The 14,151-nt window shown below is 64.0% G+C and carries 12 protein-coding genes; 9 read left to right on the forward strand and 3 right to left on the reverse strand.

Annotated elements, in window-relative coordinates:
* The first annotated feature begins 209 nt into the window (after positions 1–209).
* The gene (gene rarD / locus C4K38_RS29360) at positions 210–1,097 is read left to right on the forward strand and encodes an EamA family transporter RarD (RefSeq protein ID WP_053281183.1); all 888 of its coding nucleotides are present in this window, start codon (positions 210–212) and stop codon (positions 1,095–1,097) included.
* 225 nt (positions 1,098–1,322) lie between these two features.
* Here the strand turns inward: rarD and C4K38_RS29365 are convergent, their stop codons facing one another.
* A complete protein-coding gene (locus tag C4K38_RS29365; protein WP_007926052.1) occupies positions 1,323–1,841 on the reverse strand; it encodes a glycine cleavage system transcriptional repressor in 519 nt (172 codons plus the stop codon).
* Between the two features lie 495 nt (positions 1,842–2,336).
* Between C4K38_RS29365 and C4K38_RS29370 the strand changes: the two genes are divergently transcribed.
* Positions 2,337–4,514 (forward strand): malate synthase G, encoded by a 2,178-nt coding sequence (locus C4K38_RS29370; RefSeq protein ID WP_053281184.1) that lies wholly within the window; start codon positions 2,337–2,339, stop codon positions 4,512–4,514.
* 83 nt (positions 4,515–4,597) lie between these two features.
* Here C4K38_RS29370 and C4K38_RS29375 read toward each other — a convergent pair whose 3' ends face one another.
* The gene (locus C4K38_RS29375) at positions 4,598–5,044 is read right to left on the reverse strand and encodes a response regulator (RefSeq protein ID WP_053281185.1); all 447 of its coding nucleotides are present in this window, start codon (positions 5,042–5,044) and stop codon (positions 4,598–4,600) included.
* Between the two features lie 253 nt (positions 5,045–5,297).
* Here C4K38_RS29375 and C4K38_RS29380 point away from each other — a divergent pair, with 253 nt between their 5' ends.
* From C4K38_RS29380 to C4K38_RS29410, 7 genes are all read left to right on the forward strand, one after another.
* Positions 5,298–7,238 carry a putative nucleotidyltransferase substrate binding domain-containing protein gene (locus C4K38_RS29380; protein ID WP_025807306.1) on the forward strand — a complete coding sequence of 647 codons (1,941 nt, stop codon included), beginning with the start codon at positions 5,298–5,300 and terminating at the stop codon, positions 7,236–7,238.
* Positions 7,235–7,942 (forward strand): 3'-5' exonuclease, encoded by a 708-nt coding sequence (locus C4K38_RS29385; protein WP_053281186.1) that lies wholly within the window; start codon positions 7,235–7,237, stop codon positions 7,940–7,942. Before C4K38_RS29380 ends, C4K38_RS29385 begins: the two co-directional genes overlap by 4 nt.
* 255 nt (positions 7,943–8,197) lie before the next feature.
* Entirely contained in the window at positions 8,198–8,716 is a 519-nt protein-coding gene (locus C4K38_RS29390; RefSeq protein ID WP_053281187.1) for an RNA polymerase sigma factor, read from the forward strand.
* Positions 8,713–9,699, forward strand: a complete 987-nt coding sequence (locus C4K38_RS29395) for a FecR domain-containing protein (RefSeq protein WP_053281188.1) — start codon at positions 8,713–8,715, stop codon at positions 9,697–9,699. The genes C4K38_RS29390 and C4K38_RS29395 overlap by 4 nt, the downstream gene beginning before the upstream one ends.
* Before the next feature lie 200 nt (positions 9,700–9,899).
* Complete coding sequence (locus C4K38_RS29400) at positions 9,900–12,329, forward strand: TonB-dependent siderophore receptor (protein WP_053281189.1); 2,430 nt, start codon at positions 9,900–9,902, stop codon at positions 12,327–12,329.
* 63 nt (positions 12,330–12,392) lie between these two features.
* Entirely contained in the window at positions 12,393–13,526 is a 1,134-nt protein-coding gene (locus tag C4K38_RS29405; protein WP_053281190.1) for a PepSY-associated TM helix domain-containing protein, read from the forward strand.
* Complete coding sequence (locus C4K38_RS29410) at positions 13,523–13,711, forward strand: hypothetical protein (protein ID WP_009045929.1); 189 nt, start codon at positions 13,523–13,525, stop codon at positions 13,709–13,711. The genes C4K38_RS29405 and C4K38_RS29410 overlap by 4 nt, the downstream gene beginning before the upstream one ends.
* Here C4K38_RS29410 and C4K38_RS29415 read toward each other — a convergent pair.
* Positions 13,689–14,111 carry a hypothetical protein gene (locus C4K38_RS29415; protein ID WP_053281191.1) on the reverse strand — a complete coding sequence of 141 codons (423 nt, stop codon included), beginning with the start codon at positions 14,109–14,111 and terminating at the stop codon, positions 13,689–13,691. The two genes, C4K38_RS29410 and C4K38_RS29415, sit on opposite strands and share 23 nt — an antisense overlap.
* Positions 14,112–14,151: the final 40 nt, after the last annotated feature.

Here is a 14,151-nt window from a genome sequence, read left to right on the forward strand (position 1 = left end):
TCGGGTCTGTAGGAGCGAGGCTTGCCCACGATAGCCTCGCCGCGATGAGTCTGATGCACCGCGGTGTCTTGATCGCGGGCAAGCCTCGCTCCTACAGAAGCCGGATCGATCACAACAGCGGGTTACCGGGATTACACCGACAAAGACACAGCCTGATAAACCTCCTTACAATCACTGCCTTTAGTTAGCTGCCTAAGCAAGGATTCTGCATGCAAGCCGCCAACCCGCGTCGCGGGTACATCCTGGGCCTGAGCGCCTACATCATCTGGGGCCTGTTCCCGCTCTACTTCAAAGCCATCGCCAATGTGCCCGCCGTGGAAATCATCATCCACCGGGTGCTCTGGTCCGCGCTGTTCGGCGCGCTGCTGCTGATGGTCTGGAAGCATCCCGGCTGGTGGCGCGAGCTGCGGGACAACCCCAGGCGCCTGGCGATCCTGGCCCTGAGCGGCACCCTGATCGCGGCCAACTGGCTGACCTATGTCTGGTCGGTGAACAACGGACGCATGCTCGAAGCCAGCCTGGGTTACTACATCAACCCGCTGGTGAACGTGCTGCTGGGCATGCTGATCCTCGGTGAGCGGCTGCGACGCATGCAGTGGCTGGCAGTGGGCCTAGCGGCGGTCGGCGTGGCGCAGCAGGTGTGGCAGGTCGGCAGCCTGCCCTGGGTCTCGCTGGTGCTGGCACTGACCTTCGGTTTCTATGGGCTGATCCGCAAGCAAGCGCCAGTCAAGGCGCTGCCGGGACTGGTGGTGGAAACCTGGATGCTGGTGCCGATTGCCCTCGCCTGGCTCTTGTTCAACCCTACCGCCACCAGTGCCCAGGCGGCCTTCTGGACCAGTTCCGAGGCCTGGTGGCTGGTGGCGGCCGGCCCCGTCACATTGATCCCCCTGGTGTGCTTCAACGCCGCCGCCCGTCACCTGCCCTACACCACCCTGGGCTTCTTGCAGTACCTGGCGCCAACCCTGGTGCTGCTGCAGGCGGTACTGCTGTTCGGCGAGCACCTGTCGTCGAGCACATTGGTGGCGTTCATGTTTATCTGGGCCGGCCTGGCGGTGTACAGCGTGGATGCCTGGTTGAGCCTGCGCAAACGCAGCTGATCAATAAACGTACAAACCTCTACAGGCCACGGTTGGCGTGGCCTGCATCTATCCTTCCCAAGGTTATCCACAGCGTGATCCCCGCCGTTTGTGCACAAGCCCTTGAAACTGCTGGTTTTTTGATCAGATTCCGCAAAGCCTTGGCTGGCCTGGGCTGGCGGCGGGTCTCTACAGGTTATCCACAGGCGCATGCACGCTAAAACTGGATAACCCGCCCTTTCAGGTTCACACCTCGCTGCGCAGCACCAACTCCACCATCAAATCATCCGCCAGGGTTTCCAGGCGCGACTGCAAGACATCGAGGGACAAGGTCAGCGGCACCGCCAGGATCGCTTCGGCGTGGAACAGCGGCTCGCTGCTCATAGGCGCCGGGCGCACTTCGGTCACCAGTCGCTCCAGGTTCACCCCCTGCTCGCTCAACAGGCGGGTGATGTCGCGCACGATGCCCGGCCGGTCATTGCCCACCAGCTCCATGGCGATCGGCTTCCAGGTGCAGGATTGTTCGATACCGCTTTCGGCGATCAGCACTCGAATGCCCTGGGCCGCCAAGCCTTGCAGGGCGTCCACCAGCTCGTCGTAGGCTTCCGCCGGCACGCCGACCCGTAGGATGCCGGCGAACTGGCCCGCCATGCGCGACATGCGGCTCTCCAGCCAGTTACCGCCGTGCGCGGCGATGCATTGGGCGATGCGCTCGACCTGTCCGGGTTTGTCCGGGGCGAATACGGTGAGTACGAGGTGGTCCATGGCGCAACCCTCTGTCAGGACTTTTGTTATAGAAAATCAAGTATAGGCAAGGCTCATCCTGCCGCTTCCCTTGCGCCCACAGGCAAAGCGCAAAGCAGGAAAACGCCGCGCTCCGGCTGTCGGAATATAAATCGTGTACAACTCCTTAGATTTATATGGAACAATTCAATAGTTTTTTGAGAACATCCTGTTCCCCAGCGTGACCGTTCAGCGAACTTGGGTCGCGGAACGACGTATTTAGTCTAATTTTCACAACCGCAATTCATCATGTAGTATGCCGCAGCGCGCACTACATAACGTTGGATCGATGTCTGCCAAGGCGCAGTCGCAACCCTGAAAGCCCTGTCAGCAAGGCTTCAAGCCGTTGATTGGAACCATCCCAGCCGCCAGCGATGGCATGTACTGGTAGAGGGGTTTGTGGTTTAAATGGCCAGAGGCTTCATTGTTAATTTGAAGAGCTGAAAAGCGAAATAGCTGAGCAGAGTGAGGCAAGCAATGACTGAACACGTTCAAGTCGGTGGCCTGCAGGTCGCCAAAGTCCTGTTCGACTTCGTGAACAACGAAGCCATTCCCGGTACCGGCCTCACCGCCGACAAGTTCTGGGCCGGCGCCGACAAGGTCATCCACGACCTGGCACCGAAGAACAAAGCCCTACTCGCCAAACGCGACGATTTCCAGGCGCGTATCGATGCCTGGCACCAAGCCCGTGCCGGACAAGCCCACGACGCCGTGGCCTACAAAGCCTTCCTGCAAGACATCGGTTATCTGCTGCCAGAAGCGGCGGACTTCCAGGCCACGACGCAAAACGTCGATGACGAGATCGCCCGCACGGCCGGCCCGCAGCTGGTGGTCCCGGTGATGAATGCCCGCTTCGCCCTCAACGCCTCCAACGCCCGCTGGGGCTCGCTGTACGACGCGCTGTATGGCACCGACGCCATCAGCGAAGCCGACGGCGCGGAAAAAGGCAAAGGCTACAACAAGGTGCGCGGCGACAAGGTCATCGCCTTCGCCCGCGCCTTCCTCGACGAAGCCGCGCCATTGGCCGCCGGCTCCCATGTCGACTCCACCGGCTACAAGATCGTCGACGGCAAGCTGGTGGTCGCCCTCAAGGGTGGCAGCAACAGCGGCCTGCGCGACGACGCCCAACTGATCGGCTACCACGGCGATGCCACGGCCCCGACCACGGTCCTGCTGAAACACAACGGCCTGCATTTCGAGATCCAGATCGACGCCAGCAGCCCGGTCGGCCAGACCGACGCCGCCGGCGTCAAAGACGTGCTGATGGAAGCGGCCCTGACCACCATCATGGACTGCGAAGACTCGGTCGCCGCCGTCGACGCCGACGACAAGGTGGTGATCTACCGCAACTGGCTCGGCCTGATGAAGGGCGACCTGGCCGAAGAAGTGGCCAAGGGCGGCCAGAGCTTCACCCGCACCATGAACGCCGACCGCGAATACACCGCGCCCAACGGCGGCAGCGTGAAGCTGCACGGTCGCTCGCTGCTGTTCGTGCGCAACGTCGGCCACCTGATGACCATCGACGCGATCCTCGACAGTCAAGGCAACGAAGTGCCGGAAGGCATCCTCGACGGCCTGGTCACCAGCCTGGCGGCGATCCACAACCTCAACGGCAACACCTCGCGCACCAACAGCCGTACCGGCTCGGTGTACATCGTGAAACCGAAGATGCACGGTCCGGAAGAAGCCGCGTTCACCAACGAGCTGTTCGGGCGCATCGAAGACGTGCTGGAACTGCCACGCAACACCCTGAAAGTCGGGATCATGGACGAGGAACGCCGCACCACGGTCAACCTCAAGGCCTGCATCAAGGCCGCCAGCGAGCGCGTGGTGTTCATCAACACCGGCTTCCTCGACCGTACCGGCGACGAGATCCACACCTCCATGGAAGCCGGCGCCGTGGTGCGCAAGGCCGAGATGAAGGCCGCCAAGTGGATCGGCGCCTACGAGAACTGGAACGTCGATATCGGCCTGAGCACCGGCCTGCAAGGCCGCGCGCAGATAGGTAAAGGCATGTGGGCCATGCCGGACCTGATGGCCGCCATGCTCGAACAGAAAATCGCCCATCCGCTGGCCGGCGCCAACACCGCTTGGGTACCCTCGCCTACCGCCGCGGCACTGCATGCCCTGCACTACCACAAGGTCGATGTGTTCGCCCGCCAGGCCGAGCTGGCCAAGCGTGCCCGCGCCTCGGTGGACGACATCCTGACCATCCCATTGGCCAGCAACACCAACTGGTCGGCCGAAGAGATCAAGAACGAACTGGACAACAACGCCCAGGGCATTCTCGGTTACGTGGTGCGCTGGATCGACCAGGGCGTCGGCTGTTCCAAGGTGCCGGACATCAACGATGTCGGCCTGATGGAAGACCGCGCCACCCTGCGCATTTCCAGCCAGCACATCGCCAACTGGCTGCGCCATGGCGTCGTCACCGAAGCCCAGGTCATGGAAAGCCTCAAGCGCATGGCGCCCGTGGTGGACCGGCAGAACGCCGGCGACACCCTGTACCGTCCGCTGGCACCGAACTTCGACAGCAACATCGCCTTCCAGGCGGCGGTCGAACTGGTGATCGAAGGCACCAAGCAGCCAAATGGCTACACCGAGCCGGTACTGCACCGTCGTCGTCGCGAGTTCAAGGCCCGCAACGGCCTGTGATCCTGCGTTAACGCAGTAAAAGAAAAAGCCCTGGTCGCAAGATCAGGGCTTTTTTGTGGGGGCCGGAAACCTCATGGCTCACGCTAGCGCACCACGCCCAGCTCATGCTTGACCAGCGCCAGCAGCTTGCCGGTGTCGATCGGCTTGAGCAGGAAGTCCACCACGCTCAGGTGCATGGCCGCGATGGCGTCACGCACATCGGCATCCCCGGAAATGATAATGATCGGCAGCGCCGCCCGCTCCGATTCGCGCACCCGGCGTATCAGGTCCAGGCCGTTGCAGGGGGCCATGCGCAGATCGGTGATCAGCAGTCCGATCGATTTGTTCGAGTTCAACAATTCAAGTGCGGCCTTGCCACTGGCTGCGGTCATGCAGCGAATACCATCGAGTCCGAGAATCTCCGACAGCAACTCACGGGCATCCTTGTCATCATCGGCGATCAACACGCGCTGGGGCGGCAGATCGGGCTCGAGCATCACGGCGTTCAGCGCCTCGCGCTCGGCATCACTCAAAATATCGTGGTCGGACATGGCGTTCTCTACATATTCAAATCGATCCCCTAGCACAGTGGTCAGACATCGCTAAGCAGGCCTCCAATGTGCACTTCGTCGGATTTTTTTCCAAGAGGTCGGATAAGTACTTTTTTCACGGTTTTGACACCTGCTTGAAGCGAATTAACAGGTGCAGACCCGCTACCTAGACTTACGTCCAATGGGCACCTGGCAGCGTGGGACCGACCATGACCCAAGACCCGACCACAACAAATCCAAAAAGACTGCGGTAATGGTTATGAGTAAAGCGGATGCCTTCACCCAGGCAGGGAAAACCGCGGTGTTGCAGAACATCCACGGCACGATGCAGTTTCTCCAGCGGTTCCCCCCTTTCAATCAGATGGAAAACGCTCACCTGGCGTACCTGGTCGAGCAATGCCAACTGCGTTTCTACGGCCCCGGCGAGAGCATCATCAAACCCGCCGACGGCCCCGTCGAACACTTCTATATCGTCAAGCAGGGCCGGGTGGTCGGCGAGCGCCAGCACGCCCTCAAGGGCGGCACCGAAACCACTTTCGAGATCACCGCCGGCGAGTGTTTCCCCCTCGCCGCGCTGCTGGGTGAGCGCGCCACCCGCACCGAACACCTGGCGGCCGAGGACACCTTCTGCCTGCAACTGAACAAGCCGGCCTTCATCAAGCTGTTCGCTCTCTGCGCGGTGTTTCGCGATTTCGCCCTGCGCGGCGTCAGCAGCCTGCTGGACCAGGTCAACCAGCAGGTCCAGCAAAAAGCCGTGGAAACCCTCGGCACCCAATACTCTCTCAACACCCGGCTGGGCGAACTGGCGATGCGCCATCCGGTAACCTGCAGCCCGTCCACCCCGCTGCGCGAAGCCGTGAGCCTGATGCACGAGCAGCAGGTCGGCAGCATAGTGGTGGTGGATGAACACAAGGCACCGCTCGGCATCTTCACCCTGCGCGACCTGCGCCAAGTGGTGGCCGACGGCACCAGCGACTTCAACCAGGGTATCGAACGGCACATGACCCAGGCGCCGTTCGCCCTGTCGCCGGACCACAGCGCATTCGATGCCGCCATCGCCATGACCGAGCGGCACATCGCCCACGTCTGCCTGGTAAAGGAGCAGCGCCTGTGCGGCGTGGTTTCCGAGCGCGACCTGTTTTCCCTGCAACGGGTCGACCTGGTGCACCTGGCGCGGACCATCCGCAACGCACCACGCATCGACAACCTGGTGGCGATCCGTGGCGAGATCGGCCAACTGGTGGAGCGCATGCTGGCCCATGGAGCGTCCTCGACCCAGATCACCCACATCATCACCCTGCTCAACGACCACACTGTGTGCCGGGTCATCGAACTGACCCTGGCCGACAAGGGCGACCCGGGCGTGCCGTTCAGCTGGCTGTGTTTCGGCAGCGAAGGCCGGCGCGAACAGACCCTGCACACCGACCAGGACAACGGCATCCTGTTCGAAGCGCGCGACGCGGCCCATGCGGCACAGATCCGCGGCAAGCTGCTGCCCCTGGCGCAACAGATCAACCAGAGCCTGGCGCTGTGCGGCTTCACCCTGTGCAAGGGCAACATCATGGCCGGCAACCCCGAGCTGTGCCTGTCCCGCGCCGAATGGGCACGGCGCTTCGCTGCCTTCATCCGGGAGGCAACGCCTGAGAACCTGCTGGGTTCGAGCATCTATTTCGATCTGCGGGTGGTCTGGGGCGACGAGCAAGGCTGTGCCCAACTGCGCCGTGGCATCCTCGACCAAGTCGGCGACAACCGCCTGTTCCAGCGCATGATGGCCGAAAACGCGCTGCGCCAGCGCCCGCCGGTGGGGCGTTTCCGCGAGTTCGTCCTGGCCAGGAAAAATGGCGAAAAAGCCACCCTCGACCTCAAGGTCCAGGGCCTCACCCCCTTCGTCGACGGTGCCCGCCTGCTGGCCCTGGCCAATGGTATCGACGCCAACAACACCCTGGAGCGCCTGCGTCAGCTAGTGGCCAAGGAAGTCATCGAAACCCTCGACGGCGCCGCGTATGAAGAGGCCTATCACTTCATCCAGCAGACCCGCATGCAACAGCACCAATTGCAGACCCGGCAGAACCTGCCCTACTCCAACCGCGTCGACCCGGACAGCCTCAACCACCTGGACCGACGGATCCTGCGCGAGTCGCTGCGCCAGGCCCAGCGCCTGCAAAGCAGCCTGGCGCTGAGGTACCAGCTATGAGCCTGTTCGCCTGGTTGCGCCCGGCCAACGCGGCGCTCAACGCCGAGCAGCAACAACGCCGCGAGCGCCTGCCTGTCGCCCCGCCGTTGGGCGAATGCAGCCTGCGCGAACAGCGCTGGGTGGTGCTGGACCTGGAAACCACCGGGCTCAACCTCAACCGAGATCAGGTGTTGTCCATTGGCGCGGTGATGATCGAAGACGGCGCCATCGACTTCGGCCAGCAGTTCGAACGCACCTTGCAGCGTACCGACCACAAGCTCAGCCCCAGCGTGCTGATTCACGGCCTCGGCCCGAGTGCGATCGCCGCGGGCAGCGACCCGGTGGAGGCCTTGCTGGATTTCATGGAGTTCGTCGGCGACAGCCCTCTGCTGGCCTTCCATGCGCCGTTCGACCAGCACATGCTCGGCCGGGCCCTGAAGGACAGCCTGGGTTATCGCCTGCAGCATCCCTTCCTCGACGTTGCCGAGATGGCCCCGCTGCTCTGCCCCCAGGCGCATATCCGCGAAGCCGGGCTGGATGACTGGATGGGTTACTTCAAGCTGCAGGCCGGCGAACGCCACCATGCCGCCGCCGACGCCTTGGCCACCGCCGAACTGGCGCTGATCCTGTTCAGCCGCGCCCGCCAGCAGCAGATCCACAGCCCGCTGAACCTGCAACAGCGGCTCAGCCAATGGAAGCGCCGGCAACAGACGCACTCCTTCTGACCCGGAAAACGAACCCCCTTGTAGCCGCTGGCGCAGCCTGCGATCGACTGCGCAGCAGTCGTAATCCGCATAACGCGACTTGCCTGACCGACCGCGTTGCCGGATCTGCGGCAGCGGCTACAGCCCGGGTTTCCCGTATTCCCCCGCAAACATTGGCTACACCCGGCCGACCAGCGCCCATTGCGCGGCTCTTTGCGCCCTGCCACAATCGCGAATAATTCTCGTTAGTTTCAACTTCTCGATTGGGATACCCAGGTGTCGTCAGCCCAAAGCCCTCACAGTGACCTCGTTGGCGCGTTGTATCGCGACCATCGCGGCTGGCTGCTGGCCTGGCTGCGACGCAACGTGGCCTGCCCGCAACGGGCCGAGGACCTGAGCCAGGACACCTTCGTCCGCCTGCTGGGCCGCGACGAACTGAAAGCCCCGCGCGAGCCGCGGGCGTTCCTGGTGGCCATCGCCAAGGGCCTGCTGTTCGACTACTTCCGCCGCGCCGCGCTGGAACAGGCCTACCTCACCGAGCTGATGCTGGTCCCGGAGGAAGAACAACCCTCCCCGGAAGAACAGCAGTTGATCCTTGAAGACCTCAAGGCCATCGACCGCCTGCTGGGCAAGCTGTCGAGCAAGGCCCGCGCCGCCTTCCTCTATAACCGCCTCGACGGCCTCGGCCACGCGGAAATCGCCGAACGCCTCGGCGTGTCCGTGCCGCGGGTCAGGCAGTACCTGGCCCAGGGTATTCGCCAGTGCTACGTCGCCCTGTACGGTGAGCCGGTATGAGCCCGCTCAACGCCAAACCGGTGTCCGCCCGGGTACTGGACGCGGCAATTGCCTGGCAGCTGTCGCTGGACTCCGGCGAGGGCAACCCGATGGCGCGCGAAGAATTCGCCAAATGGCACGCCGCCGATGAAGAACACGCCCGCGCCTGGCGCCAGTTGGGCATGCTCGACCAGCGTTTCAGTGTCGCCAGCGGCCCGGCCCGCAGCGCCCTGCTGCAATCGCGGGACAGCCTCCGCCGCCGCGTGCGCAAGCTCGGCAGCGGGCTGGCCAGCGTCGTCCTGCTGCTCGGCCTGGCCCTGTTCGCCGGCGAACGTTACGGCCAACTGGATTACTGGCTCGCCGACCAGCGCACCGCCACCGGCGAACAGCGCACCCTGCGCCTGGCCGACGGCACGCTGATCAACCTCAATACCCACAGCGCCGTGGATGTGCGCTTCGACGAAAAACAGCGGCGCATCGTGTTGCGGGAAGGCGAGATCCTGGTCGAGACCGGCCACAACGACGCCCGGCCCTTTATCGTCGAGACCCGCGAAGGCCATATGCGCGCGCTGGGCACGCGCTTCCTGGTCAAGCGCGAGGAACAGGGCACGCGCTTGAGCGTGCTGCAATCGGCCGTGGCCGCGCGGCCGGAGTCCGGCCAGGACGAACAGATCCTCAAGGAGGGCCAACAGGTGCTGATGCGCCGCGACGGCCTCGGCCCGCTACTGGCCCTGAACCCCGGCGCCGACGCCTGGACCCGCGGCATGCTGGTGGTGGACAACGCGCGCCTGGCGGACCTGGTCAGCGAGCTGGGGCGCTATCGCCGTGGCCATCTGGGGGTGGCCGACGACGTAGCCGACCTGCGTATCACCGGCAGCTTCCCGCTGCACGACACCGACCTGGCCCTGAGCGCGCTGCTGCCCACCCTGCCCGTGGCCATCGAGCGGCACACACCCTGGTGGGTCACCCTGGTGGCGCGGGCCGAGAGCAAGACCAAACCTTAGAACGCTGCGTCGGAACGATCTTTCTCACGGCAAGCGCCCCCTCGACTGCTCGCAAAAACGCTCCCCGACACCGCCTGTCCCGACCCGAAACACCGCCCTCTTTTTCGTGAATCGAAATTATTTTCAATCCGCCCTATCACTTTTTGAATCTCGTCCGGCACATAGGCAATTGAGAAATGTTTCCATCCAGGAGCCGCCGTATGTCCCGCTCGCTAGACACCCTGTTGCGCCCCAGCCTGTTGGCCGTGGCCATTGCCCTCTGCGCCCCGCTGGCCAGCACCCCGCTGATCGCCGCCGAACAGGCGTCCGGCGTGCGCGCCTACAACCTGCCGGCCGCGCCCCTGGCCAGCACCCTGAACCAGATCGCCAGCCAGGCCGGCCTGGCCCTGAGCCTCAACCCGAGCCTGGCCGCCGGCAAGACCTCGGCCCCGGTCAAGGGCCAGTTCGATGCCACCGACGCCCTGCGCGAAGCCCTGCGCGGCACCGGCCTGCAACTGGAACAAAGCAGCGCCGGCACCTACAGCCTGGTGGCGATTCCCGACGGTGTGGTGGCCTTGCCGGAAACCAGCATTACTGGCCAGCAGGCTTATGAGAGTGCCTGGGGGCCGGTGGACGGTTACCTCGCCACGCGCACCGCCGCCGGCACCAAGACCGACACCTCGCTGGTTGAAGCGCCGCGTTCGATTTCCGTCGCCACCCGCCAGCAGATGGAAGACCGCAACGTGCAGAATCTCGATGATGCCGTGCGTTACATGCCCGGTATTGTGTCCGCCAGCTACGGCAGCGACACCCGCTATGACTGGATGCGCGTGCGCGGCTTCGAGCCCACTCAATTCCTCGACGGCCTGCCACTGCCCCGCGGCGTGTATGCCAACCCAAAAGCCGAAACCTGGAACCTCGACCGCCTTGCCCTGCTGCGCGGCCCGGCCTCGTCGGTCTACGGCCAGACCCCGCCGGGCGGCCTGCTGGACATGGTCAGCAGGCGCCCCAGCGCTGAATCGAGCAATGCCATTCAGCTGCAGTACGGCAGTGACAACTACCGCCAGATCAACTTCGCCAGCACCGGCAAGATCGACGATGAAGGCCAGTTCCTCTACGGCCTCAGCGGCGTCGTGCGGGATGCCGGCACGCAGGTCGACCACATCGACAACAAGCGCTACAACATCGCCCCCAGCCTGACCTGGAACATCGACACCGATACCAGGCTGACCCTGCTCTCGCAGTTCACCCGTGACGACACCGGCGCGACCAGCCAGTTCATGCCGATCCAGGGCACCAAGATCAAATCGCCGCTGGGCGACGTCTCCCATCACAAGAACCTCGGCGACCCGGACTACGAGTTCTACGACCGCACCTACTACGCCCTGGGCTACGCCTTCGAGCACCGCTTCAACGATGTCTGGCAGTTCCGCCAGAACCTGCGCTACACCAAATCGGAGCTGTCCTTCCAGCAACTGACCGTGGGTTCCTACGCCTACTCCCCGGCCGATGCGGCAGGCAATATCAGCCGTACCTCGACCAACGTGGACGAGGACATCAGCCAGTTCGCGGTCGACAACAACTTCCAGGCCGACTTCGCCACCGGCGACATCACCCACACCCTGCTGCTGGGCCTGGATCACCAACGCACCGACACTTCCTATCTGTCGATTTACGGTGACGGCGGGACCACCAACATTTTCAACCCGGTCTATGGCAAGCCGATCGTACGGCCGGCGCGCTCCAGCGCTTACTACGACTACAACCAGAAAACCGTGCAGACCGGCCTCTATGCGCAAGACCAGATGGCCCTGGACCAATGGCGCCTGACCCTGGGCGGTCGTGAAGACTGGGTGCACCAGGGCACCACTTACTTCAACAAGAACGACGTGACCAACACCGATCGCAGCAAGAACTTCAGTGGCAACGCGGCGCTGAGCTATGTGTTCGACTCGGGCCTGGTGCCGTACCTCTCCTACGCCGAATCCTTCCAGCCAGCCAGCAATGCCAGCGTCTCCCCCACCGAGTCGTATAAACCCACCGAGGGCAAGCAATGGGAGCTGGGCATCAAGTATCAGCCGCCTGGCTCGAACACCCTGCTGAGCGCAGCGGTCTACGACTTGACCCAGAAAAACGTGCTGGTGACCAGCATCGGTGCCGGTGGCGAGTCGGTGACCAACCAGACCGGCGAAGTGAAGGTCAAAGGCCTGGAGCTGGAAGCGGTGTCCGACGTGACCGACAACCTCAAGGTCATCGCCGCCTACACCCTGGCCAAGTCCGAGGTGCAAAAAGGCATCTATAAAGGCAACCGCCTGCAACTGATGCCAAACCAGCAAGCCTCGCTGTGGACCGACTACACCTGGCACAGCGGCGTGCTCGACGGTTTCGGCATTGGCGCCGGTGCCCGCTACACCGGCAACACCTATGGCGACCAGGCCAATACCTGGCTGGGCAAGGCCAATGCCTACACGGTGTTCGATGCCGCCGTGCATTACGACTTGGGCCGCCTGGACAGCAGCCTCAAAGGCGCGTCGCTGAAACTCAACGCCACCAACCTGTTCGACAAGGACTACCTGTCCACCTGCGATGGTTCCTACTGCTATTTCGGCGATCAACGCAGCGTGGTCGCCAGTGCCACCTACCAGTGGTAATCGGCTGAGTTAACCACCGGGCCGTCCAGCAAGGACGGCTTTGCCGTGTCTGAAGGCTAAGAAATGAAAAGCAAAACCATCCGCCGCTGGTCCTTTATCCACACCTGGACCAGCCTGATCTGCACGGTGTTCCTGCTGATGCTGGCGCTGACCGGCCTGCCGCTGATCTTTCACCACGAGATCGATCACCTGCTGGGCGACGCGCCGCAACTGCGGGAAATGCCCGCCGGCACCCCGCAGCTGGACCTGCAGCAGCTGGTACGCGCCGCCGAGGCCCATCGCCCGGGCGAGGTCATGCAGTATTTCGGCTGGGACGAGGAAGACCCCAACGGCGTGCTCACCATCATGGCCAGGACCGCCGGCACCGAGCCCAATTCGTCCCACACCTTCATGCTCGACGCCCGCACCGGCGAAGCGGTGGAAACGCCCTCGGCCAACGGCGGGCTGATGATGTTCATCCTGCGCCTGCACGTGGACCTGTTCGCCGGGCTGCCGGGCAAGCTGCTGCTGGCGTTCATGGGGCTGCTGTTCGTGCTGGCGATCGTCTCCGGCGTGGTGCTGTACCTGCCGTTCATGCGCCGGCTGGAATTCGCCACGGTGCGCCAGGACAAATCCACCCGCCTGCGCTGGCTGGACCTGCATAACCTGATCGGCGTGGTGACCCTGACCTGGGTCCTGGTGGTCGGTGTCACCGGGGTGATCAGCGCCTGCGCCGACCTGTTGATCGCCGCCTGGCGCAACGACAGCCTCAGCGCCATGATCGAGCCGTACCGCGAGGCGCCGCCACTGACCCAGCTGGCCCCGGCCAGCCGCCTGCTGGAGATCGCCAAGGAGGTGGCGCCGGGCATGCAGCCGGACTTCATCGCCTTCCCCGGCACGCGCTTTTCCAGTGAGCATCACTATGCGGTGTTCATGAAGGGCAGCACCCACCTGACCTCGCACCTGCTGACCCCGGTGCTGATCGACGCCAGCACCCTGGAGGTCACGGCGGTGGCCGAACGCCCCTGGTACATGGACGCCATGGGCATGTCGCAACCGCTGCACTTCGGCGACTACGGCGGCATGCCGATGAAGATCCTCTGGGCGACCCTGGATGTGCTGACCATCATCGTCCTGGGCAGCGGCCTGTACCTGTGGACAGTCCGGCGCCGCGCGGCCAGGCCGGCCTTGGGCGAGCCCGCCGCGGTGGCGCCATGAGGCCGCGGCAATCGAACTTCTGGAAGGTCTTCGGCGCGCCGCTGTTCATCGCCGTGCTCTGTGCCGCGGGGCTGTTCTCCGCGCTGCTCGGCGACGGCATCTGGGACGCCCTGAGCTGGCTCGGCCTGGGCGCTCCAGCGCTGATCGCCCTGCGGGGTTTGTTCAACCGCCCGCCTCCGGCCTGACCCCGGCGGCGGGGAAGCCGCGCCACAGGTACAGCGACAGCCCCAGGCCGACCAGCAGTACCGGAATGAAGACGCGGTTTTCCTGCTGCGCCTCGGCGGCGACCAGCACGCAAAACAGCGCCAGCCCCAGCAGCGGTACATAGCTCGCCGCCAGGCTCCAGCGCCAGGGCCGGGTCACAGGTTCAGGGCCCCGCAGGCTCAGCAGGACGCAGCCCAGTGCCGGCAGGGCCAGCGCCGGCAGCGCCCAGTACCAGGCCATGTAGGCGAACGCCATGATCAGCTCCGGCTCACCCTCGCCGTGGCGACGAAACTCGAACTGCAAGGCCAGGTACACCGCCAGCGCGCCCAACAGGGTCAGGGCCAGGCTGTACAAGCCGTGTCGAAGATAGGACCTGCGCATTCATCACTCCTTGTCTGTGCTGCATGCCGCCCCTGTGGCC

Source organism: Pseudomonas chlororaphis subsp. piscium, assembly GCF_003850345.1.
GTDB lineage: Bacteria > Pseudomonadota > Gammaproteobacteria > Pseudomonadales > Pseudomonadaceae > Aquipseudomonas > Aquipseudomonas piscium.

Coding starts and splice junctions, on each gene's coding strand:
- C4K38_RS29405 (WP_053281190.1), top strand. CDS start 12,393: ATGAAAAGCAAAACCATCCGCCGCTGGTCCTTTATCCACACCTGGACC.
- C4K38_RS29395 (WP_053281188.1), top strand. CDS start 8,713: ATGAGCCCGCTCAACGCCAAACCGGTGTCCGCCCGGGTACTGGACGCG.
- C4K38_RS29410 (WP_009045929.1), top strand. CDS start 13,523: ATGAGGCCGCGGCAATCGAACTTCTGGAAGGTCTTCGGCGCGCCGCTG.
- rarD (WP_053281183.1), top strand. CDS start 210: ATGCAAGCCGCCAACCCGCGTCGCGGGTACATCCTGGGCCTGAGCGCC.
- C4K38_RS29375 (WP_053281185.1), bottom strand. CDS start 5,044: ATGTCCGACCACGATATTTTGAGTGATGCCGAGCGCGAGGCGCTGAAC.
- C4K38_RS29380 (WP_025807306.1), top strand. CDS start 5,298: ATGGTTATGAGTAAAGCGGATGCCTTCACCCAGGCAGGGAAAACCGCG.
- C4K38_RS29385 (WP_053281186.1), top strand. CDS start 7,235: ATGAGCCTGTTCGCCTGGTTGCGCCCGGCCAACGCGGCGCTCAACGCC.
- C4K38_RS29415 (WP_053281191.1), bottom strand. CDS start 14,111: ATGCGCAGGTCCTATCTTCGACACGGCTTGTACAGCCTGGCCCTGACC.
- C4K38_RS29370 (WP_053281184.1), top strand. CDS start 2,337: ATGACTGAACACGTTCAAGTCGGTGGCCTGCAGGTCGCCAAAGTCCTG.
- C4K38_RS29400 (WP_053281189.1), top strand. CDS start 9,900: ATGTCCCGCTCGCTAGACACCCTGTTGCGCCCCAGCCTGTTGGCCGTG.
- C4K38_RS29365 (WP_007926052.1), bottom strand. CDS start 1,841: ATGGACCACCTCGTACTCACCGTATTCGCCCCGGACAAACCCGGACAG.